23 protein-coding genes are annotated in these 21,843 nt (G+C 62.8%); 13 read left to right on the plus strand and 10 right to left on the minus strand.

Going from position 1 to position 21,843, the window contains the following annotated elements; genetic code table 11:
- Positions 1 to 99 precede the first annotated feature (99 nt).
- The gene (locus tag QMK32_RS15685; RefSeq protein WP_084346808.1) at positions 100 to 1,503 is read right to left on the minus strand and encodes an NAD(P)H-quinone dehydrogenase; all 1,404 of its coding nucleotides are present in this window, start codon (positions 1,501 to 1,503) and stop codon (positions 100 to 102) included.
- A gap of 172 nt (positions 1,504 to 1,675) precedes the next feature.
- On the opposite strand from QMK32_RS15685, the gene QMK32_RS15690 reads away from it, so the two are divergent.
- Positions 1,676 to 2,140: a gamma-glutamylcyclotransferase family protein gene (locus QMK32_RS15690; protein ID WP_269303140.1), complete on the plus strand. Its 465-nt coding sequence runs from the start codon at positions 1,676 to 1,678 to the stop codon at positions 2,138 to 2,140.
- A 3-nt stretch (positions 2,141 to 2,143) separates the two neighbouring features.
- On the opposite strand, the gene QMK32_RS15695 is transcribed toward QMK32_RS15690, so the two are convergent.
- From QMK32_RS15695 to QMK32_RS15705, 3 genes are read right to left on the minus strand one after another with little or no spacing between them, the layout of a single operon-like run.
- Positions 2,144 to 3,298, minus strand: a complete 1,155-nt coding sequence (locus QMK32_RS15695) for a M20 family metallopeptidase (protein WP_283476140.1) — start codon at positions 3,296 to 3,298, stop codon at positions 2,144 to 2,146.
- Positions 3,299 to 3,303: 5 nt separating this feature from the next.
- The gene (locus QMK32_RS15700; protein ID WP_283475983.1) at positions 3,304 to 4,476 is read right to left on the minus strand and encodes a M20 family metallopeptidase; all 1,173 of its coding nucleotides are present in this window, start codon (positions 4,474 to 4,476) and stop codon (positions 3,304 to 3,306) included.
- A 37-nt stretch (positions 4,477 to 4,513) separates the two neighbouring features.
- Complete coding sequence (locus tag QMK32_RS15705; protein WP_283475984.1) at positions 4,514 to 5,230, minus strand: enoyl-CoA hydratase/isomerase family protein; 717 nt, start codon at positions 5,228 to 5,230, stop codon at positions 4,514 to 4,516.
- Between the two features lie 130 nt (positions 5,231 to 5,360).
- Between QMK32_RS15705 and QMK32_RS15710 the strand changes: the two genes are divergently transcribed.
- Both QMK32_RS15710 and QMK32_RS15715 read left to right on the plus strand, forming a co-directional pair.
- On the plus strand, positions 5,361 to 6,188 hold the full coding sequence (locus tag QMK32_RS15710; RefSeq protein WP_283475985.1) for a purine-nucleoside phosphorylase: 828 nt from the start codon (positions 5,361 to 5,363) through the stop codon (positions 6,186 to 6,188).
- Between the two features lie 8 nt (positions 6,189 to 6,196).
- The gene (locus QMK32_RS15715; protein WP_502943644.1) at positions 6,197 to 7,786 is read left to right on the plus strand and encodes a phospho-sugar mutase; all 1,590 of its coding nucleotides are present in this window, start codon (positions 6,197 to 6,199) and stop codon (positions 7,784 to 7,786) included.
- A gap of 7 nt (positions 7,787 to 7,793) precedes the next feature.
- Here QMK32_RS15715 and QMK32_RS15720 read toward each other — a convergent pair whose 3' ends face one another.
- Both QMK32_RS15720 and upp read right to left on the minus strand, forming a co-directional pair.
- The gene (locus QMK32_RS15720; protein ID WP_283475987.1) at positions 7,794 to 8,600 is read right to left on the minus strand and encodes a DUF2797 domain-containing protein; all 807 of its coding nucleotides are present in this window, start codon (positions 8,598 to 8,600) and stop codon (positions 7,794 to 7,796) included.
- A gap of 92 nt (positions 8,601 to 8,692) precedes the next feature.
- On the minus strand, positions 8,693 to 9,316 hold the full coding sequence (upp, locus tag QMK32_RS15725) for a uracil phosphoribosyltransferase (protein ID WP_269303131.1): 624 nt from the start codon (positions 9,314 to 9,316) through the stop codon (positions 8,693 to 8,695).
- Between the two features lie 97 nt (positions 9,317 to 9,413).
- On the opposite strand from upp, the gene QMK32_RS15730 reads away from it, so the two are divergent.
- The 5 genes from QMK32_RS15730 to QMK32_RS15750 are packed head-to-tail and all read left to right on the plus strand — an operon-like array spanning position 9,414 to position 12,782.
- Entirely contained in the window at positions 9,414 to 9,713 is a 300-nt protein-coding gene (locus QMK32_RS15730) for a type VII secretion target (RefSeq protein ID WP_283475990.1), read from the plus strand.
- On the plus strand, positions 9,710 to 10,888 hold the full coding sequence (locus QMK32_RS15735; RefSeq protein ID WP_283475992.1) for a C40 family peptidase: 1,179 nt from the start codon (positions 9,710 to 9,712) through the stop codon (positions 10,886 to 10,888). The genes QMK32_RS15730 and QMK32_RS15735 overlap by 4 nt, the downstream gene beginning before the upstream one ends.
- On the plus strand, positions 10,885 to 11,208 hold the full coding sequence (locus tag QMK32_RS15740) for a hypothetical protein (RefSeq protein ID WP_283475994.1): 324 nt from the start codon (positions 10,885 to 10,887) through the stop codon (positions 11,206 to 11,208). The genes QMK32_RS15735 and QMK32_RS15740 overlap by 4 nt, the downstream gene beginning before the upstream one ends.
- Positions 11,205 to 11,510 carry a YbaB/EbfC family nucleoid-associated protein gene (locus tag QMK32_RS15745; RefSeq protein WP_283475996.1) on the plus strand — a complete coding sequence of 102 codons (306 nt, stop codon included), beginning with the start codon at positions 11,205 to 11,207 and terminating at the stop codon, positions 11,508 to 11,510. Before QMK32_RS15740 ends, QMK32_RS15745 begins: the two co-directional genes overlap by 4 nt.
- A 15-nt stretch (positions 11,511 to 11,525) precedes the next feature.
- Positions 11,526 to 12,782, plus strand: a complete 1,257-nt coding sequence (locus tag QMK32_RS15750; protein ID WP_283475998.1) for a SatS C-terminal domain-containing protein — start codon at positions 11,526 to 11,528, stop codon at positions 12,780 to 12,782.
- Positions 12,783 to 12,789: 7 nt separating this feature from the next.
- Here QMK32_RS15750 and QMK32_RS15755 read toward each other — a convergent pair whose 3' ends face one another.
- The 3 genes from QMK32_RS15755 to QMK32_RS15765 form a co-directional block, all read right to left on the minus strand.
- Entirely contained in the window at positions 12,790 to 13,872 is a 1,083-nt protein-coding gene (locus QMK32_RS15755) for an adenosine deaminase (protein ID WP_502943645.1), read from the minus strand.
- An 87-nt stretch (positions 13,873 to 13,959) separates the two neighbouring features.
- Positions 13,960 to 15,243, minus strand: coding sequence for a thymidine phosphorylase (locus QMK32_RS15760; protein ID WP_283476002.1), 1,284 nt, complete (start codon positions 15,241 to 15,243; stop codon positions 13,960 to 13,962).
- Positions 15,236 to 15,649: a cytidine deaminase gene (locus QMK32_RS15765; protein WP_283476141.1), complete on the minus strand. Its 414-nt coding sequence runs from the start codon at positions 15,647 to 15,649 to the stop codon at positions 15,236 to 15,238. The genes QMK32_RS15760 and QMK32_RS15765 overlap by 8 nt, the downstream gene beginning before the upstream one ends.
- A 262-nt stretch (positions 15,650 to 15,911) precedes the next feature.
- Here QMK32_RS15765 and sdhC point away from each other — a divergent pair, with 262 nt between their 5' ends.
- Genes sdhC through QMK32_RS15785 form a run of 4 tightly spaced genes read left to right on the plus strand, consistent with a single transcriptional unit; the run spans position 15,912 to position 19,326 of the window.
- Entirely contained in the window at positions 15,912 to 16,322 is a 411-nt protein-coding gene (gene sdhC / locus QMK32_RS15770) for a succinate dehydrogenase, cytochrome b556 subunit (protein ID WP_283476004.1), read from the plus strand.
- Positions 16,322 to 16,777: a succinate dehydrogenase hydrophobic membrane anchor subunit gene (locus QMK32_RS15775; RefSeq protein WP_283476005.1), complete on the plus strand. Its 456-nt coding sequence runs from the start codon at positions 16,322 to 16,324 to the stop codon at positions 16,775 to 16,777. The genes sdhC and QMK32_RS15775 overlap by 1 nt, the downstream gene beginning before the upstream one ends.
- Before the next feature lie 16 nt (positions 16,778 to 16,793).
- Positions 16,794 to 18,545 (plus strand): succinate dehydrogenase flavoprotein subunit, encoded by a 1,752-nt coding sequence (gene sdhA, locus QMK32_RS15780; RefSeq protein ID WP_269303114.1) that lies wholly within the window; start codon positions 16,794 to 16,796, stop codon positions 18,543 to 18,545.
- A gap of 1 nt (position 18,546) precedes the next feature.
- Positions 18,547 to 19,326: a succinate dehydrogenase iron-sulfur subunit gene (locus QMK32_RS15785; RefSeq protein ID WP_269303113.1), complete on the plus strand. Its 780-nt coding sequence runs from the start codon at positions 18,547 to 18,549 to the stop codon at positions 19,324 to 19,326.
- Between the two features lie 71 nt (positions 19,327 to 19,397).
- On the opposite strand, the gene QMK32_RS15790 is transcribed toward QMK32_RS15785, so the two are convergent.
- A complete protein-coding gene (locus tag QMK32_RS15790; RefSeq protein WP_283476010.1) occupies positions 19,398 to 20,603 on the minus strand; it encodes an acyl-CoA dehydrogenase family protein in 1,206 nt (401 codons plus the stop codon).
- Between the two features lie 230 nt (positions 20,604 to 20,833).
- Here QMK32_RS15790 and QMK32_RS15795 point away from each other — a divergent pair, with 230 nt between their 5' ends.
- Positions 20,834 to 21,841: a Gfo/Idh/MocA family protein gene (locus QMK32_RS15795; RefSeq protein ID WP_283476012.1), complete on the plus strand. Its 1,008-nt coding sequence runs from the start codon at positions 20,834 to 20,836 to the stop codon at positions 21,839 to 21,841.
- Positions 21,842 to 21,843: the final 2 nt, after the last annotated feature.

Consider the following 21,843-nt stretch of genomic DNA (forward strand, 5'->3'; position numbering starts at 1 on the left):
TGAGCCGGGTGGTGGTCGGCTCACTTCACTGTGCCACTCCAGCTCGAGGAATGACACTCAGTTCTCACATCATGAGAAATTTGACACTGACCCTGCGTATCAGTCCAGATCGTCGTGGCGCATCAGTTGCCGTGCCGCCTCGGTGATCGATCCCGTCAGCGATGGGTAGATCGAGAACGTCGCTGCCAGATCATTGACCGACAGGTTGTTCTGCACCGCCATGGCGATGGGCAGAATCAACTCGGACGCCGTCGGAGCGACAACCACGCCACCGATCACGACGCCGGTCGCCGGTCGGCAGAAGATCTTCACGAAACCGCGCTTGAGGCCCGACATCTTTGCTCGCGGGTTGGTGGCAAGGGGCAACATGACGGTACGTGCCGGCACGTCGCCGTTGTCGATGGCCGACTGGCTCACCCCGACCGACGCGATCTCGGGACGCGTGAACACCGCTGAGGCAACAGTTTTCAGCTTGATCGGGGTGACGCCTTCGCCGAGAGCGTGGTACATCGCGATACGTCCCTGCATCGCAGCGACGGAAGCGAGAGGCAGCAGACCCGTGCAGTCACCCGCGGCATAAATGCCCGAAACCGAGGTCCGCGATACTCGATCGACGCGTAGGTAGCCGCCACGATCCAGTTCGATTCCTACCTTTTCGAGTCCGAGCCCGGAGGTGTTGGGAATGGAACCGACAGTCATCAGCGCGTGAGAACCTTCGACGGTACGTCCGTCGGCGAGGCGGACGATCACGCCACTCTCGGTCCGCTGGACGGATTCTGCTCGCGCATGCTTGACCAGAGTGACGCCTCTCTCGTTGAACGCATCCTCGAGCACGAGCGCGGCATCCTCGTCCTCGTGCGGCAGCACACGGTCACGGCTGGAGACCGCTGTCACCTTGACGCCCATCTCGGTGTAGGCCGAGACGAACTCGGCGCCGGTCACACCGGACCCGACCACGATCAGATGCTCGGGAAGCGCCTCGAGATCGTAGAGCTGACGCCAATTCAAGATGCGGTCACCGTCGGGCTCCGCACCCGGAAGGATCCGTGGGCTCGCGCCGGTCGCCACCAGGACGACATCCGCGTCGAGTACACGCTCCGAACCGTCCGCCGAAGTCGCTCGAATCTGATGCGCAGCCATACCGACATGCGAATCGATCATTTCGGCGCGGCCGGAGATCAGCTCGACGCCGACCGAGCGCACCCGCGCTGCAATATCGGAGGACTGCGCCTGCGCCAGCGCTTTGACGCGCTCGTGGATCTGCGGCAGTGCGACCGTCGCCTGCGATGGATCCATCGCGATGCCCAGATCGTTCGCTCGTCGCATCTCGGTCCTGATACCTGTCGAGGCAATGAACGTCTTCGACGGTACGCAGTCCCACAGAACGCAGGCACCCCCGATGCCGTCCGAATCGACCAAGGTCACAGTCCCCCCGTGCTGTGCTGCCACCAGTGCTGCTTCATACCCTGCGGGTCCGCCACCGATGATCACGATCCGGGTCATTTGTCCTCTTCCACATTGGTCGCAAAAAGTGCACAGTTATGAATCAACGCTATTCCAGTCGGCATCCCCTTGCATCGGTAAGGTTTAGTTAACATCTGCATCACCTGCTGAAACATGCCGCTCGGGCCTTCCGCCGCCCCGCCGATTCACCGGACGGTTTAGGCTTGCCGACGTGCCAATCTATGCCGCCTACGGGTCGAACATGCATCCGGAGCAAATGCTTCAGCGCTGCCCCCATTCCCCGTCGTCGGGAACGGGCTGGCTACACGCCTGGCGATTGACCTTCGGCGGCGGTGACATCGGCTGGGAAGGTGCACTGGCAACGGTCGCACCCGACGCCGATTCGAAGGTGTTCGTGGTGCTGTACGACGTCTCGGAAGAGGACGAGGAGAGGCTCGACCGCTGGGAGGGGTCCGAACTCGGCATACATCGCAAGGTCCGACTGCGCATCGATACCGTGGACGGCCCGGTACTGGCTTGGCTTTACGTACTCGACGCCTACGAGGGCGGCTTGCCGTCGGCGCGCTACCTGGGAGTCATGGCCGAAGCAGCCGAAATCGCCGGTGCTCCCGCGGAGTACGTCCGTGGACTGCGCACACGGAACAGTCGCAACGTAGGGCCCGGCACTTCCAGCTGAACTTCAGTTCGGTTCGAGTGCGATGCCGGTCATCACCTTCACACCGACGGCGAGCGCTCGCTCGTCGAGATCGAACGTGGCCTGGTGAATATCGAGCTGCGGGCCAGTACCGGACCACACGCCGAGCCGAGCCATCGCTCCCGGAATGTCTTCGAGATACCACGAGAAGTCCTCGCCACCACCGGACTGAGCGGTATCGGCCAACGCCGCCGGTCCGACGCGTCGAATAGCGTTCTCGAATGTCCGCGTCACCGCCGGGTCGTTGACCACGGGCGGCACCCCACGTTTGTAGTGCAATTCGTAACGCACCCCTGTCGGTGCAAGTAGACCAGCCACGATCTCGCCGACCAGGGGCTCGAGCAAAGCCCAGGTCTCGTGATCACCGGTGCGTACGGTGCCGGTGAGCATGCCGCTCTGCGGAATAGCGTTGGGCGCCTGACCTGCCACGACTGCACCCCACACCATCACTGTGCTCGTCCGCGGATCGATTCGGCGGCTGAGCATTCCAGGCAGGCCGGTGATGACCGTGCCGAGTGCATAGACGAGGTCGGTGGTCAGGTGCGGTCGCGAAGTATGGCCACCGGGTGAGTCCAGACGAAGTTCGACGGTGTCGGCCGCCGACGTGATGGCACCTACCCGCACACCGACCTTGCCCACCTCGAGCCGAGGATCGCAATGCAGGGCGAAGATCTTCGATACGCCCTCGAGCGCACCGGCCGCCACGACATCCAAAGCCCCACCCGGCATGACCTCCTCGGCCGGCTGAAAGATCAACCGAACACCGAACGGCAGATCGGGCAGCGACGCCAAGGCCAACGCAGTTCCGAGCAGCACCGTCGTGTGAGCGTCGTGGCCGCATGCATGGGAAACCCCGGGAACGGTCGAGCCATAGGTTGCACCGGTGAATTCTTGCAACGGGAGCGCATCCATGTCCGCCCGCAAACCCACCCGTGGTCCGCTCGGTCCGATATCACAGGTCAAACCTGTTCCACCGGGGAGAAGCTTCGGCGACAGCCCGGCGGCCTCCAAGTGCCCGACGACGAACGCAGTTGTTGCGAATTCCTGACGTGCCAACTCTGGATGCGCGTGAATGTGGCGTCGCCACAACGACAATTCGGCGGTGTGGTCGAGAATCCAGGCGTCGACCGCGGCATGCAGATCGGTCATCGAGCCGTCATCCGTGCTTCGACGCCTTCGAGCAACCGGCCCCGCGTGTCTGCGTCGAGGGCCGTACGGACCACCGTTCGTGCAAGCAATCGGGCGCCGTCGAGTACGGCGGTGTCCGCCGACTCGGTGATGCACGCTGCGGCGAACTCCGGTTGGTGCGTGACTGCGCCGCCCGAGTCGAGACCGATCACCGGGTGGATCCCGGGCAGAACCTTCGTCACATTTCCCATATCGGTGCTGCCCAGAGGGCGGAATCCTTCCAACTCGGGTGCCAGGGGTGTGCGGCCGATCGACTCGACCTCATCTCGATAGGTGGCGGTGAGCCACGGATCGGGTGTCAGCTCGGTGTAGATCGGAGATACCGTGCGAATCTGATGGGTGCAACCGGTAGCGATCGCACCGGCCTGGAAACACGCATGCGCCTTGGACGTCAACGCAGCCAATGATTCCGAGGTGTTCGCCCGCAGGTAGTAGGCAAGTTCGGCGTACCCGGGCACGATGTTGGGCGCGAGACCACCCGCGGTCACGATCCCGTGCAACTGCTGCCCCGGCGCCAGATGCTGACGCAGCAGGCCGATTGCTACTTGACTGACGGTGACCGCATCACCGGCATTGATTCCCCATTCGGGGGCCGCAGATGCGTGTGCGGCGCGGCCGGTGAACGATACGGCTATGTCGGACAACGCGAGTGACGTTGCGTCCACGATGTCGATCGGCCCGGGGTGGACCATCAGCGCCGCGCCCACACCGTCGAAGATGCCGCGTTCGAGCATCAGCACTTTTCCCCCACCGCTTTCCTCGGCGGGAGTTCCGAGTACTCGAATGGTGATGCCGAGCCGCTCGGCGAGCGGTGCCAACGCTATCGCCGCGCCGGCTGCGGATGCGGCGATGATGTTGTGACCGCAGGCGTGGCCGATCTCCGGCAATGCGTCGTATTCAGCGCAGAGGACGATGACCAGCTCGCCACTGCCGTATGTCGCGGTGAATGCGGTCGGCAGGTCAGCGACGCCGGTGGTGACGGCGAAGCCACGATCGCGAAGAAGGTCGCATACCTTCGCTGCACTGCGGTGCTCTTCGAACGCGAGTTCCGGCTCGGAGTGAATCGAGTGCGACAACGCAAGCAGGTCGGGTGCAGCACGCTGCACACCAGCATCGGTCTCGGCGATCACCGGCTCAGTCTGTCACTAGTGCTCTCCGCAGCTGAATTCAGCGCGGCCGATTACTACCGAAGGCGAAATTACTCTCTTCGGTCGGGGTGTTCAGCGCGGCAAGAAGATCGCCGTGGATAGCGCGCTTGATTCCTGCGAGGTTGTCACCGCGCGTGCTCGTCAACGCCGTGGCCCGCTCGACAGCCGAGGACAACACGGAGTCCTCGGCGACAGCGACGTCGGCGATGCCGGCTGCGACGGCGTCTGCTCCGCCGAAGCGTCGACCCGTGGTCATTGCCTCGACGGCCGTCTGCTTGGGGAGCCTGCTGGTGATCAGGGATGACATGCCTACGGTGAACGGCATGTTCAGGTTCACCTCGGGCAGGCAGTAGAAGCCGCGGTCGACGCGGACGACCCGGAAATCGTGAGCCGTCGCGAACATGGCACCCGCGCCGAATGCGTGGCCTTGCACAGCTGCAACCGTCGCCATCGGGAACGTGAGCAGCCGGGTGTAGAGCGTGTGTACCCGGTCGAGGTAGCCGGTGATCTTGTCGAGGTTGGCGAATAGCCAGTCGGTGTCGAGACCGTTGGTGAAGAATTTTCCGGTCGCGGTAGTCACGAGTGCGCCTGGTCCGGATATCGATTCGACCTCGTCGAGAAGAGCGTGCACGCCCTCGATCCAGTCCGGATGAAACCGATTCTCCGGGTTCTGAGCTGAGTCCTGAGCACCGAGGTACAGGATGTGCACGTCACCGTCATGTTCGAGATAAGGCATGGCCAGATACTACCCGGCGGTAACTTCAGCCGGTGAAGGTCTGCCCGACCGAGCTCGATCCCGAGCCGCCGGCGACGGCAATGCATGGCCTGCTGCAGAAACGGTCGCACATCTCCTAGGGTTGCTCCCCGTGGGAACAACGAACAGCGATGCAGCAGATCCGACCCTCGATCCTCAGGGCGCCGCGGCACGCGCTGCAGCAGCGATCGCGGAGGCCACCGGCGTCGCCTCTCATGCGGTGGCGATCGTGCTGGGATCCGGCTGGCAGGCCGCAGCGGATCGTTTCGGTTCCCCGACTGCGACCATCGCCATGGCCGACCTTCCGGGCTTCACTCCCCCCTCCGCATCCGGACACTCTGGAACCGTCACCTCGGTGAGCGTCGACGGCACACATACGCTGCTGTTGCAGGGGCGTACTCACGCATACGAAGGGCACGACTTGGCCCGAGTCGTGCATCCCGTGCGGACGGCCATTGCGGCCGGAGCTACCACGGTCGTTCTCACCAACGCCGCGGGTGGAATCCGAGATGGAATGCACGTCGGCCAACCGGTTCTCATCTCCGACCATCTCAATCTCACCGCACGCTCGCCGTTGACGGGTGCCGAGTTCGTCGACCTGGTCGACGCCTACTCTCCGGAACTTCGCGCACTGGCGCGCCGCATCGATTCTTCGCTGAAAGAGGGCGTGTACGCGGGGCTGCCAGGGCCACATTACGAAACGCCCGCCGAGATTCGAATGTTGCGCACCATGGGTGCCGATCTGGTCGGTATGTCCACCGTCCACGAGACGATCGCAGCGCGGGCCCTCGGAGCGAGGGTTCTCGGGCTGTCTCTCGTCACCAATCTTGCCGCAGGAATAACCGGTGACCACCTCGACCACAAAGAGGTGCTCGCAGCAGGGAAGACAGCAGCTTCGCGCATGGGTGAATTTTTGCACCAGCTGGTGTCGACGCTGTGACGGCCGAGTTGGCGCATCAGGTCGCGGATTGGATCACAGGTGATCCCGACCCGTCGACGCGTGCGGAATTGGCTTCACTGCCGGAAGACGAACTACGCGAGAGGTTTCGCGCTCCGTTGAGCTTCGGCACGGCGGGTCTGCGCGGCGAGGTTCGAGCCGGTCCCAACGGGATGAATGTCGCCGTCGTGGTGCGCACCTCGATGGGGATTGCCGCGTGGCTGCAGAAGCAGGGTCTGGGCGGATCGACCGTCGTCGTGGGTCGTGATGCACGGCACGGATCGGACGCCTTCGCCACTGCAGCCGCGGAAACCTTTGCTGCACAGGATTTTTCTGTAGTTCTACTACCTCGACCACTCCCTACGCCGGTACTGGCATTCGCGGTCCGCTCGCTCGATGCCGACCTCGGTGTCCAGATCACCGCCTCGCACAACCCTGCTGCCGACAACGGTTACAAGGTTTACCTCCGCAGTGGTGCACAAATCATCCCGCCGGTCGACAAAGAAATCGAGGCCGAGATCGCCGCGGTCGGTCCTGCAGTGGACGTGCCTCGTACCTTCGTCTCACCGGGTGGATCGAGCGTCACCGCACAATATCTGGACCGACTTCCCGCGCTGGTCCGTTCACAGAAGCGGAACATTCGGATTGCTATGACGCCCCTGCACGGCGTCGGGGGCGACGTCGCGCTCACTGCGCTACGCGGCCTCGGATTCCGAGACGTCCATGTTGTGGCCGACCAATTCGAGCCCGATCCGGAGTTTCCGACCGTCACCTTTCCCAACCCGGAAGAGCCCGGTGCAGCGGAAAAACTGTTGTCCCTTGCCGCGGAGGTGACGGCAGATCTCGCGATTGCACTCGATCCCGACGCAGATCGATGCGCGATAGGCGTGCCGGGGCCGTCGGGGTGGCGAATGCTCAGCGGAGACGAAACCGGAGCACTGCTGGCCAACCACATACTCCACACCGCGCCACCGAACTCGCTGGTTGCGAACACCATCGTTTCCTCTCGACTCCTCTCCGTCCTCGCCCCTGCTCGTGGCGCGCGCTACGCGCGTACGTTGACCGGATTCAAGTGGCTGGTTCGCGCCGGCCGAGGTCTGGTCTATGCCTACGAGGAAGCAATCGGCCACTGCGTCGACCCGTCGTTCGTCAACGACAAGGACGGGATCTCGGCAGCTGTCGTCCTCGCAGACCTCGTTGCCCTGCTCGCGGCCGAGAACCGCACACTGGGCGATGTCCTCGACGACCTGGCGCTCGAATTCGGTGTTCACGCCGGAGCGCAGGTCTCCACCCGAGTGGATGATCTCGCCGAGATCGCGACCATGATGGAACGACTCCGCGCGGAGCCACCTACCGAACTGGCGGGCACCTCCATCACGGTCACCGACCTACTCGCCGAGGCAGGTCCGCTGCGGACCGATGCCGTCGAATTGGCAGGAGATGGCATCCGCGTCATCGTTCGTCCCTCGGGAACCGAACCGAAGGTCAAGGCGTACCTCGAGGTCGTGCTCCCGGTCCACGACCGCGCAGACTTGTCGGCCGTGCGCGCCGAAGCCGACGCTGTGCTCGCCACGTTGCGAAAGTTCGCGACCAGCCTGTGACCCTGACCTAGAACAGTGCGGACTGAACCGCAGGCAACGTGGATCTGTAATCACCGAACCGAACCCGACGCCCCTTCAACTCGTGCAGGTCCACCACGTAGGAAGCGCCGTCGACGTCCACCACCGCAGCTTGTCCGATGCACGCGCGCACCATGAAGCCGTGCGAGCCGATCGTGAGATCGGCCGGATAGGAGACGCGGTTGCCTGTCGCGAGCTCACGGAATCCGGCTACCCGCCATGATTCGTCCACCGTGCGATAGGTGTCGTCACCGATCGGCGGCGCAATGGAGTCCCGCACTCGATCGGCCAGAGCTGCCGTCGCAGCGTCGAGACGGGCGGTGTCGACGGGCAGTGCGAGGGCCGCAGCTTTGACCGAGGATCGCACGGACTGCCGCACCTGTAGTTGCTCGGTCACCCGATCTTCGAGGACCCGAACTACCTTTCCGTCCGCTGCCCACGCGACATAGCGAGCGCACATTGCCCCTTGTTCGGCAAGCCTGCCCCATTTGCGGGCGTCGGCCGCAGTGCCGACCTTGTGCACCCCGTTCGCAAAGGTCGCGATGTACAACCAATGTGGCTGCATCACATGGGCTTCGAGCTCACGGGAGACGAAGCCTCCGCGATGGATCATGTGGACGAAGCGAAACGAGTCCTTCGACTCGCACCCTTCGCACTGCGAACCTGTCTCGACCGGCAACTGCTCGGGGCACGGAACGTACTCGGAGGGCGCCCCTTTACGGAATGCGATCCGTCCCGTGCACCACCGCTGCGGCCCGAGTGCCTCGAACCCGACACGACCGCCGCGCAGTTCCACGTAATCGACCTCACGCGAGAGGACATCTACGACGCGTAATCGCGGGTCGCCTTCACTGGCCGGCCAAGTGACGCCGAGGACGAGTGACGTGCTCAGCGCGGACCGAACTGGCGGTCGCCCGCATCACCGAGACCCGGAACGATGAAGGCATCGTCGTTGAGTCGATCGTCGATACTGGCGGTGACGAGCCGAACCGGTAGGCCCGAGTTCTCGAGTGCAGTGACCCCCTCGGGGGCAACCACCACGCAAATTGCAGTGACATCTGCCGCGCCTCGCTCCACCAATAACTCGATGGTGCGCACCATCGACCCACCCGTGGCGAGCATCGGATCGAGAACGTAGACCGGGGTGCTGGAGAGATCCTCGGGCAGCGACTCCATGTACGGCACCGGCTCATGGGTCTTCTCGTCGCGCGCCATTCCGACGAAGCCGACGCGGGACTGAGGAATCAAGCCGCTCGCCTTCTCGACCATGCCGAGCCCGGCACGCAGGACCGGCACGAGCAGCGGCGGCCGCGCCAGACGGGTGCCCTGCGTGAGAGCGACCGGCGTCTTCACCTCGAACGTGGTGATCGCGGCGTCCCTGGTGGCCTCGTACACCAACATGTGGGTGAGCTGGCGCAGCGCCGACCGAAAAGTTGCGTTGTCGCTGCGCTCGTCGCGCATCGTCGTCAGTAGGGCAGCAGCCAAGGGATGTTCGACGACATGTGTATCCATGAGAAGAAGGATAAGTGCGGGAACCGATCGGGCCTCACTTGCGTCAAAACCTGTGTAGATCCATTTCAGATGCAGAACAGTCCCGAGGGGAACACCGATGGCAGAAGTATCGGCAACAGCGGCTGGAATACTCGCGTATTCCGCGACGGCCGGGACGATGTCCGCGCACGTGACGAGCGCCGCCGCAGCGGCCACAGCCTGCGGTCCAGCCGTCCTGACGCCGGTGTTCGGGGCGATCGGTACCGAGTTCCTCGCCGCATTCACCGGCACCCACACCGCCCACACCGCTGCGATGGCACGTCTGTCCGAAGTACTGGGCAGCATCGGTAGCGCAGCCGCTGGTTCGGCTGCCGGTTATCAGGCAACCGACGCAGCGGCAGCCGGGCGCCTACTGTGATCGATGTTCTGACTCGCCCGATCATCGATCTCCTCGGCGCCTTCGGATCGGGTGAAATTCCCACCGGTGGGCCCGCCGACGTCATTCGTTCGTCCTCCTCCGCATTGGATACGGTCGAGCGGATCGGGGTGAACGCTGTGGCCGAGCTGTCCGGTTCGTGGAGCGGGCCCGCAGCAGTAGCGGCAATCGAGCTGGCCGGGGCCGCCCACATGAGCGTCGTCGCACTTGCCGACCACGGCAACGAGATCGCTGCGGTCGTGGATCGAGCGTGTGAGAAGGTCCAGACCGGAATTCTCGAACTGAACGGAATACTTCAGTCGTTCGTGTCCATTGCCGTCGCGGCAGCCCCAGTCCTGTTCACCCCTGCCGGTCAGTCGATGGTCATCGCGGCAGCCATCGAGCACTTGGAACGCGCCCTTGCCGTCGTGGCGCGGGTTCGAGCCGAGCTTGCAGTGCACGCAGCCGAGGTCGGGCGTTATCTCGCGCCGCCCTCGGTACCTGCCCCTGCAGGCACCGAAGCTTCGACACCACCTGCCGCAGCGCCACCGGCCGGGCCTGCACCGACAGCACCCGCGAGTTCGGATCCTGCAGGCCAGTTCGTGCGCAATTTCGCTCAATCGGTGTCCGCTCCCCCGTCGTCGATGACCCCGGACAGCGCCTCGAACCTGCTTTCCTCACCCAACGCAACGACGTCACCCACCGCAACGATGCCGAATCAGGGGCCGGCGATGTACAGCGGCGCAACACCACGAGAGCCCGGTGACGTCGGTGCGAAGGGCACTGGTGTCGAGGTCGCGCTACCTGACGGAAGCGTCGTGACGGCTCCGAACGAACAGGCAGCAGGCGCGGTCCGAAACGCACTGAGCCAACAAGGCACGCCGTACGTGTGGGGCGGCACCGAACCGGGCCGCGGCCTCGACTGCAGCGGCCTCACTCAGTGGGCCTACGCGGAGCAGGGGGTCGAGCTCCCCCGCCTGGCGCAGGAGCAAGATATCGGCACCCCGGTGACCCAGGACGAGGTCATGCCCGGAGATCTTGCAATCTGGGACGGCCATGTCGCCATGGTGATCGGTAACGGACAATTCGTCGAAGCTGGAGATCCAGTGCAGGTCAGCGATATCCGAACGACCAACAGCGGTATGGGCTTCAAAGGTTTCTACAGGCCGACCGAATGATCGAGATCTCGGCTACTGCTGCCACGCGCTCGGATTCGGTTCGCGTCCGAGCCACCGAAAGTGGGACCCCGACGGAAATCCATGTCGATCGAAGCGAATTACACTACGGTGGAACAGAATTGGCCCGAACAATCCTGCACTTGTGCGCGCGTGCCACCGAACTCGCGCAAGCCGAGCGCCGCACCCTTCTCGAAAACGACGGTATGGATGCCCATATTCTCGATCGCCTCGGGCTGCCGAAGGCATCGACGGTAGCCGATGAAGAGAATCAGCGGTTGGACGTAGAAACTGCACCGACGAGCTGGCTGAGGTCGGTATGACCGACAACGTCGTCGAAGCACTTGTGTCCCGAGCCGACCTCGCCCTGGACACCATGCACCTCGCCTCGGAGGGGCTCGCACACCTGCGTATCACCAGGCATTCGGCAGATGGGCTGGTCGGTGTGACGGTCGACAGCACCGGGGCGATGGTGGGTCTGGAATTGGCCGAAGATCTCTCTCGACAGTCCGCACGAAAACTCACCGAGTCCATCACCGGAGTCGCCGCCGCGGCTGCTCGCGACGCACTCGACCAGCGTCGGCGGATCCTCGAACGGATGCGAAGTTCACTATCGGCGACCTGAGATAGGCTTCCGGCCATGGCTGGCGACATCATCCCGATCGAACTCTGTCTCACCCGCGGCAACTTCGTCACCCTCTGGGCTCCGGAGTGGCACGAAGGAGACGACGAGTGGGAAGCATTCCTCGGACGCGACGAGGACCTCTACGGATTCGAGGCCGTCGCGCACCTCGCGGCGTTCATCAGAAACGACAGCGACAACGACCTCGTCGACCACCCCTCGTGGACCGTGGTCTCGGCTCTCGCAGCCAATGAACTCGAACCCGATGATCTTCACCGTTTCGACCTCGTCGGTGTTCCCGAACTGGTCGCCGAGGATCCCGACTCCGATGTCCTCGGCGAGCTCGCGGCAACCTTCGAAATGGTCCAGACCCTCGGTGATGTCTGTGAACTGAGCACGGTCACCGCATTTTTCGCCGGTAACCCACATCTGGGATCAGTGGGAATGGGCGTGGAGGCATACCTGGGCAAGGACGGTCAGGACCTCTGGGATCGGATCGGCACCTCGATCGCGAAGAGTTGGGGTGCGGTGATCGACGCCATCGACTCGGTCGTGACGACACCCGATGTCGACAGCGCGGCCGTCGACGTGGCCGAAGCGGAACTGCTCGCGGCCGCGGAGAACATCGTCGACGTCGACGATGTATCGAACGACGAAGAATCCGATGACGACGACGACGAGACCGACGACGAAACTCCGGATCCCATCGCCGACGCAGCCGCGGAGGAGAGCTTCTGGACCACTGTCGGCATCGACCCGATCCGGATCATCACCTCGGACGAAACGCTGTACACACTGCGCTGCTACATCGACGACGATCCGATCTTCCTCGGTCGCGCCGGCGCCATCACTGTCTTCGGATCCGAACGCGCGCTGGCTCGCTACCTCGCCGACGACCATGACCACGAACTGGCGAAGGTGAGTACGTACGTCGAAGTACAGACCGCCGCGGTGGACGGATCGCTCCGTATCGAGGTGACCGACGAGAACGTGTACGTCCTTCCCGGACTGGCGGACGATCTGGCCGACGGGCCCACGGCCGTCGATGCGGATCAGCTCGATCTCGCAGTGGAGTTGTTCACCGACGCAGCGGACTTCGCGGAAGACGATTCCGTCGAAACGGCGCTGGCAAGTTCCACCCCACTGGGCTGGTTCGTGTCCTACACGCTCGAGCCCGACCCGAACAGGCTCGCGCCCAGTGCCCCGTTCCATGTCGAGTCGGAGGCGTGGCGTGAGCTCGAGCGCGAGTTCGAGGGGCGCCTGCGCAAGGAGTGAGGTTCCGCTAGCCGATCAATACTGCGTAGCCGGGCTTGACGATGTCGTCGATGATCTCGAGACGCTCGTCGAACGGGATGAATGCCGACTTCATGGCATTGATGGTGAAGCGCTCGAGATCGGTCCAGCCGTATCCGAATGTGGCGACCAGCTTGTGCATTTCTCGGCTCATCGAGGTGTCGCTCATGAGCCGATTGTCGGTGTTCACCGTGACACGGAACCGGAGTCTGGCAAGCAGATCGAACGGATGCTTCTGCAGGCTGTCCACGGCTCCGGTCTGCACGTTCGAACTCGGACACAATTCGAGGGGCATCCGCGTATCCCGAACATAGGCGGCAAGTAGTCCGAGTGATGTCGTGCCGTCGGGCGCGACGGTGATGTCGTCGGTGATCCGGACTCCGTGACCGAGCCGATCCGTGCCGCAGAAGGCAACAGCCTCTTGAATGGAGGGCAGGCCGAACGCCTCGCCGGCGTGAATAGTGAAGTGTGCGTTGGCTGCTCGCATGTACTCGAACGCGGCAAGGTGACGACTCGGCGGGAACCCTGCTTCGGCACCGGCGATGTCGAAGCCTACGACGCCGCGGTCACGGAACCGTACGGCCAGTTCGGCGATCTCCCGCGAGCGTGCGGCATGCCGCATGGCGGTGAGCAGGCACCCCACCCGAATTCGCTTGCCTTTCACTTGCGCTGCCGATTCTCCGGCACGAAAGCCCGCAAGTACATGTTCGACGACCTCGTCCAGCGAGAGTCCCCGCTCGAGATGCTGTTCTGGTGCGAATCGAACCTCGGCGTAGACGACCGAGTCGTCGGCCAGATCCTCGGCGCACTCCTGGGCTACCCGCGAAAGACCCTCGGGCGTCTGCATCACCGCAACGGTGTGGGCAAAAGTCTCGAGATACCGCTCGAGCGAACCGCTGTCGGCGGCATTGCGGAACCACTCCCCCAGCGCTGCTCCATCGGTCGCTGGAAGATCGTCGTATCCGCACTGATCGGCGAGTTCGAGAACCGTCTGTGGGCGCAATCCACCATCGAGATGATCGTGCAGCAACGCTTTCGGAGCAGTCTTGATGGAATTGGAGTCGAGCGGCATCGCGCCGCCGGAAAGTGTCGACGAAATCTCGGCGGTACTCATACTGTGAACGGTAGCCCGCCGAGACCGAGCTGTCCTGGGCTCGACCTACCGTCCCACGCGATCGAGCACGATCGGCGATATGCAGGCCGCCGAGTCACCGATGCTCCACGCCGCACTGATCGCCTCGATTGCATAGTCGAACTTCTCCGGCGTGTCGGTATAGAGCGTGGCGAGCTGCTGGCCGGCGACAACCCGATCCCCCGGCTTGGCATACAGGCGTACCCCCGCACCGGCCTGAACGGGCTCATCCTGGCGCTCACGTCCGGCACCCAACCTCCAGGCCGCGACGCCCACTGCCATGGCGTCGAGTTCGGTGATGAAACCGTCCTGCTCGGCGGTGACGGTCCGAGATTCCTTCGCCACCGGAAGCTGTGCATCCGGATCGCCACCCTGGGCGGCCACCATCGCTCGCCACCGATCCATCGCGGAGCCGTCGGCAAGCTTGTCCGCGGGGTCGATTCCCTCGATACCGGCTACGGTCAGCATGGTTCGGGCCAGCGCGATCGTCAGCTCGACGATGTCTGCCGGTCCGCCTCCGCTCAGCACTTCCAGCGCTTCCTCGACTTCGAGAGCATTGCCCGCAGTCATCCCCAGCGGGGCATCCATCGCGGTAAGAAGAGCGACCGTGCGCACCCCGGCATCGGAGCCGAGAGCAACCATGGCCGTAGCGAGTTCGCGAGCATCGTCGATGTTCTTCATGAAGGCACCTGCCCCGACCTTGACATCGAGCACCAGTCCGCTGGTTCCCTCGGCGATCTTCTTGCTCATGATCGAGCTGGCGATCAGGGGAATGGATTCGACGGTTCCGGTGACGTCGCGAAGTGCGTACAGCCTCTTGTCTGCGGGCGCTAGGTCTGCGCCCGCTGCGCACACCACGGCGCCCACAGCGGAATCGGACAGAATCGAGTGGATCTTTTCTGCACTCAGGTCTGCGCGCCACCCTGAAATGGACTCGAGTTTGTCGAGGGTACCGCCGGTATGGCCGAGTCCCCGACCGGACAGCTGCGGGACCGCCGCTCCACATGCGGCGACGAGCGGAGCCAAGGGCAGGGTGATCTTGTCGCCGACGCCTCCGGTCGAGTGCTTGTCGACGGTCGGTCGAGCTATATCGGAAAAGTCCATCCTGCTGCCCGAGCTGACCATCGCGGCCGTCCAGTCGCTCAGCTCTCTCCGGTCCAGACCGCGCCACACAATGGCCATAGCGAGTGCGGACATCTGCTCGTCGGCGACGGTGCCGCGAGTGAACCCGTCGATGACCCAGTCGATCTGCCGCTTTGTCAGTATGTGACCGTCGCGCTTGGCGGCGATGATCGATACGGCGTCAGACATGCTTGCCCTCCCGTCCCACTGCGAGATCGTCGGGGCCGAATGCGGAGGGCAGTAGATCGCCCAGCGGCACCGGGCCGGCGTCGGTGTCGACGATCAACTGCGCGCCACCGAACTCGAACAAAAGTTGCCTACATCGACCGCACGGCATCAGCTTTGCACCGCGACTGTCACAGCAGGTGAAGGCGATCAGACGTCCGCCACCGGTGGAATGCAAGTTCGAGACCAATCCGCACTCTGCGCACAGGCCCAAACCATATGAGACATTCTCCACATTGCATCCCGTCACGATTCGGTCATCGTCTACGAGTGCGGCCGCACCCACGGGGTAATTCGAATACGGTGCATAGGCTTGCCTCATTACTCGATGAGCATTGTCTCGCAACGTTTTCCAGTCGACTTCCGGCATACATGCAATCAAATCACGAACAACCGACGCGCGCAGCTTCGCTACTGAACGGATCACGTAAAATTGGGAAGGCATACCTAACAAAGATTTTGGGTTAGGTACGAACCTCGAGTCGAATTAGTTCCGTGTTTCCATGGGGATTACAGTTCGAAGACAGAGGCTCTTCCGTAACCGTTGAGCCGGAGTAAGACAAATCGAGCCAGTCGCAGTCCAGGGCCCAGGCTCGATGCGTCCATCAATGACGTTGGAGGCATTGCACTCGATGAGTAGCACGACGGAAGCCGCTCCGGCCAAGGAGCGAAAGCGGTCTCTGTACCGCGGTGATCCGGGAATGTGGTCCTGGGTCTTACACCGAATCACGGGCGTGTTGACGTTCTTCTTCCTGTTCGTCCACGTCTTGGACACGGCAATGGTTCGTGTCAACCCCGAAACGTACGACGCGATCATCGACACCTACAAGACACCACTCGTGGGGTTGATGGAGCTCGGTCTCGTCGCTGCGGTGCTCTATCACGCACTCAACGGCATCCGCGTCATGCTGGTGGACTTCTGGTCCAAGGGACCGAAGTACCAGAAGCCGATGCTGTGGGCAATCGCAGCAGTATGGATCGTGGTCATGGTCCCGGGAGCAGGAAGAATCTTCTACAACATGTTCACAGCGAGCGGGCACTGATGGCAATGACACACGGACCCGAGGCCAAGTCCCTCGGCAGGCTGTACGACCGTCCGGCGAGCCTGGACAACCCCCGTTCTCCTCGGCGTAAGGCCAAGGGCAACTTCGAGATGTATGCGTGGTTGTTCATGCGATTCTCCGGACTTGCTCTCGTCGTCCTCGTACTTGGCCACATGTTCATCATGCTGATGCTCGACGAGGGTGTGCACCGCATCAACTTCGCATTCGTAGCGGGCCGCTGGTCCAGCCCGTTCTGGCAGTTCTGGGACCTCTCCATGCTCTGGCTCGCTCAGTTGCATGGGGGCAACGGCCTGCGGACGATCATCGCGGACTATTCACGCAAGGATTCGACGCGATTCTGGCTGACGTCGCTGCTCGTACTCTCCATGCTTCTGATCATGGGCTTGGGCACCTACGTCATCTTCACCTTCGATCCGAACATTTCGGCGAGCTAAGGGAACTGAAGCATTCATGCAGGAACATCGTTATGACGTGCTCATCGTCGGCGCCGGTGGCGCAGGTATGCGAGCAGCTATCGAAGCCGGGCCCCGCGCCCGCACGGCAGTTCTGACCAAGCTCTACCCCACCCGCTCGCACACAGGTGCAGCTCAGGGCGGAATGTGTGCCGCACTCGCCAATGTCGAGGAAGACAACTGGGAGTGGCACACATTCGACACCGTCAAGGGCGGCGACTACCTCGCCGACCAGGACGCGGTGGAGATCATGGCCAAGGAAGCGATCGACGCCGTTCTCGACCTCGAGAAAATGGGCCTGCCGTTCAACCGCACGCCCGAGGGCAAGATCGATCAGCGACGCTTCGGTGGTCACACCCGTGATCACGGCAAGGCACCCGTCCGCCGGTCCTGTTACGCCGCCGACCGCACGGGTCACATGATCCTGCAGACGCTCTATCAGCAGTGTGTCAAGCACGACGTCGAGTTCTTCAACGAGTTCTACGCGCTCGATCTATGCCTGACCGAGACCGACAACGGGCCTGTTGCCACCGGCATCGTCGCGTACGAGCTTTCCACCGGCGAGCTGCACATCTTCCACGCCAAGTCGATCATTTTCGCCACCGGCGGCTCGGGACGTATGTACAAGACGACGTCCAACGCACACACCCTCACCGGTGACGGCATGGGCATCGTCTTCCGTAAGGGACTGCCTCTGGAAGACATGGAGTTCCATCAGTTCCATCCGACAGGCCTCGCCGGTCTGGGGATCCTGATCTCCGAAGCCGTTCGCGGTGAGGGAGGCATCCTTCGTAACGAATCCGGTGAGCGCTTCATGGAGCGCTACGCCCCGACCATCAAGGATCTCGCACCCCGCGACATCGTTGCGCGGTCGATGGTTCTAGAAGTTCTCGAAGGACGCGGTGGCGGTCCCAACAAGGATTACGTCTATATCGACGTCACGCACATCCCCGAGGAAGTTCTCGACGAGAAGCTCCCCGACATCATGGAGTTCTCCCGCACCTACCTCGGCGTGGATCCAGTCAAGGAACCCGTGCCGGTCTACCCGACGTGTCACTACGTCATGGGTGGTATCCCCACCAAGATCAGCGGAGAAGTACTGCGCACCAACGACGACCACGTTCCCGGCCTGTACGCCGCCGGAGAGTGTGCATGTGTCTCGGTGCACGGCGCCAACCGACTCGGCACCAACTCCCTGCTGGACATCAACGTGTTCGGGCGCCGTGCCGGGATCGCTGCCGCTCTGTACGCCAACTCGGTCGACTTCACGCCTCTTCCCGAAGAGCCGTCGAAGATGGTCGAAGAGTGGCTTGCACTTGTGTTGTCCGATCACGGCCACGAACGTGTGGCCGACATCCGGAGCGAACTGCAGCAGTCGATGGACAACAACGCTTCGGTGTTCCGCACCGAGGAGCGTCTGACCAATGCATTGAAGGATGTACGCGCCCTCAAGGAGCGGTACAACCACATCACCGTCGAGGACAAGGGCAAGCGCTTCAACAGCGATCTGCTCGAAGCTGTGGAACTCGGCTTCCTGCTCGAAATGGCGGAGGTCACCGTCGTCGGTGCACTCAACCGCAAGGAATCGCGTGGCGGCCACGCTCGCGAGGACTTCCCTGATCGCAACGACGCCGAATACATGCAGCACACCATGGCCTACAAAGTCGGCGAAGGTCTGCTGACCGATATCCGTCTGGACTACAAGCCGGTAGTGCAGACCCGCTACGAGCCGATGGAGCGGAAGTACTGATATGAGTACACCCACACTGGACAAATCCGACCAGAGAGAACTGCCTCCCGTCCCTGAGGGTGCAGTGATGGTCAACCTCAAGATCGCGCGCTTCGATCCCGAGAACGGTGACGGTCAGCGCTGGGACACCTTCCAGGTTCCCACTCTGTCCACCGACCGGTTGCTCAACCTGCTGCTGTATGTCAAGGGCTACTTGGACGGAACACTGACGTTCCGACGCTCCTGCGCACACGGCGTCTGCGGCAGCGACGCGATGCGTATCAACGGCGTCAACCGTCTCGCCTGCAAGGTGCTGATGCGTGACATGCTGCCCAAGGACTCGTCGAAGACCCTGAACATAACCATCGAGCCCATCAGAGGTTTGCCGGTCGAGAAGGATCTGATCGTCGACATGGAGCCGTTCTTCGATGCGTTCCGTGCCGTCAAGCCGTTCTTGATGACTACGGGCAACGAGCCGACGCGTGAGCGGATCCAGTCAGCCGCCGACCGTGCTCGGTTCGACGACACCACCAAGTGCATCCTGTGCGCTTGCTGCACCACCTCGTGCCCCGTGTTCTGGAGCGACGGCAGCTACTTCGGACCCGCCGCCATCGTCAACGCGCACCGGTTCATCTTCGACAGCCGCGACGAAGGTGCGTCCGAGCGTCTGGACATCCTCAACGACGTCGAAGGCGTGTGGCGTTGCCGCACCACCTTCAACTGCACCGATGCTTGCCCTCGCGGCATTCAGGTGACCAAGGCTATCCAGGAAGTCAAGCGGGCTCTGCTCTTCGCTCGCTAGTTCTTGCAACCGCGTGAGAGGCGCATTCATACGATTCGATCGTATGAATGCGCCTCTCACGCGGTTGAGGGTCAGACGAACGCGCTGTACCCCGTCACTCCCCTGCCGACGATGAGGTTGTTCATCTGCGAGGTGCCCTCGTAGGAGTAGAGGGCCTCGGCGTCGGCAAAGTATCGGATCACGTCGTAGTCGAGCAGAATGCCGTTGCCTCCCATGATCTCGCGCGCCCAACCGACTACCTCACGAAGACGTGTCGTGCAGTATGTCTTGGAGAGCGCAGCGTGCTCGTCGTAGTGGATTCCCTCGTCCTGAAGCTGCGAAACGCGCAGTGCCATACCGAGACTGGCTGTGATATTTCCGGCCATGCGCGCAATGAGGTCCGATATGAGCTGAAACGATGCGATAGGTCGACCGAATTGCACGCGCTCTCGGGCATAGGCGACTGCACGCTCGTAGGCGCCGATCATGACCCCGACGGCTGCCCAGGCCACTCCCCCACGCGTCAGTCGGAGCACCTTGGAGGTATCGACGAACGAGTTTGCGTTTTCGAGTTTGTTCGCAACTGGCACGCGGCAGTTCTCGAAGTAGATGTCGGCGTTCTCGACTGCGCGGAGTGAGTACTTACCCTCGATCTTCTCGGCCCGGAAACCGTCGAAGTCCTTCTCCACGACGAATCCCTTGACCTCGTCGTCGGCTTCGTCTTTTGCGAAGACGATGATCAGGTCGGCAAAGGTTGCGTTGCCGATCCAGCGTTTGCTGCCATCGAGGATCCAGTGGTCACCCTCGAGCCTTGCCGTGGTCTCGAGCCCACCGGAGACGTCCGAACCACCGTGGGGCTCGGATAGTCCGAACGCACCGATCTTGTCCATCGTGCGCATCGAGGGTAACCAACGCTGCCGCTGTTCCTCCGATCCGAGAATCGAGATGCTACTCATGGCGAGGCCGCTGTGCACGCTGAACATCGTCGACGTCGACGGGTCCACCCGGGCAAACTCGAGCCCCAACCAGCCCGTGAGTACTTTTCGGGCAGGTATGCGTCCGTCGAATTCGTATCCCAGGCCGGTGATGTCCAGTTCGGCGATCTTGGGCAGCAGATGGACGGGAGACTCGCCTTTCTCCCAGAACTCGTTGGCACGCGGTGCAACCTCCGCGGTCAGAAAGTCGCGCACCTTCATCACGATCTTCGTCTCTTCGTCGGTCAGGACACTTTGGTAGCCGAAAAGATCGGCTGCCAGATGGTCGGGTGAGAGCGGTTCGAGTGGATCGTGCTTGCTCATCGGATGAACTCCCTTGTCTTCGTTGTCCGAACGCGGATACCCGTTTCACGGACGCCTAGTCTCGAAGTCGGTTCGACTACGCGGCGCACCGGACCATGTAGGCGGCACCATGGTTTTCAGGTACGCGTCGGCCTGGCGGTCCGTTCGTCTCCGAGCAGATCTCTCGCCGAGTTGATACTTTCGACAAGAGCAGTCGGACCCGAATGATCACTTTCCAAGGAAGGCCAGTCATGGGCGTAACAGTCGGTGTGATCGGCCTCGGCCGGATCGGCGCATTTCACACCGACACTCTGAGCACACTCGACGGAGTCGACGGCCTCGTGGTTACCGACACACGGGCTGACGTCACGGCAACTGTCGCCGCGAAGTTCGGCGCACGGCCCGTCGATTCCGCACAGGAGCTCCTGGCATCGGGGGTCGACGGCGTGGTCGTTGCCGCAGCCACGCCGTCGCACGCATCACTGGTAATCGAGTGCGTCGACGCCGGAATTCCGGTGTTCTGCGAAAAGCCCCTTGCCGCGACACCCGGTGAATGCCGTGCCATCCTGGAGAGAATCTCGATGTCTTCCGTCCCGGTGCAGGTCGGTTACAACCGAAGGTTCGCACCCGCGTTCATCGCTGCCAAAGACGCCGTGGTCGCAGGTGACCTTGGTTGGCTGCACACCGTCCGTTCCACGACGTTGGACCCAGCGCCCCCGCCGATGGAGTACATCGCGGTTTCCGGCGGCATCTTCCGCGACTGCAGCGTGCACGACTTCGACATCGTCCGGTGGATCGTCGGCCGCGAAGTCACCGAGGTGTACTCGGCAGGAGCCAACCAAGGTGATGCACGGTTCACCGTCGCCGGTGACGTCGACACTGCCACGACCATCCTCACTTTCGACAACGGCACGATCGGTGTCGTGTCCAACACCCGCTACAACGCCCGCGGTTACGACTGCCGACTCGAAGTACACGGATCGACAGACTCCGTCGTCGCTGGTTGGGATGAGCAGGTTCCGGTCCGCAACCTGGAAGTAGGCGTGAGATTCCCCAACGGTATCCCCCATACCTCCTTCATGGACCGATTCGCGACGGCGTATCAGGCAGAACTCACCGCGTTCGTCGACGTGATCGAGGGCCGCCGCGAATCACCCTGCACCGCAAGCGATGCACTCGAAGTGGCTTTCATCGCGGAGGCCGCAACCCTGTCCCTACAGCAGCACCGCCCGGTGCGAATAGACGAGGTCCGCCTGTGACC

It is taken from the genome of Rhodococcus sp. H29-C3 (genome assembly GCF_030063405.1).
Taxonomy (GTDB): Bacteria; Actinomycetota; Actinomycetes; order Mycobacteriales; family Mycobacteriaceae; genus Rhodococcoides.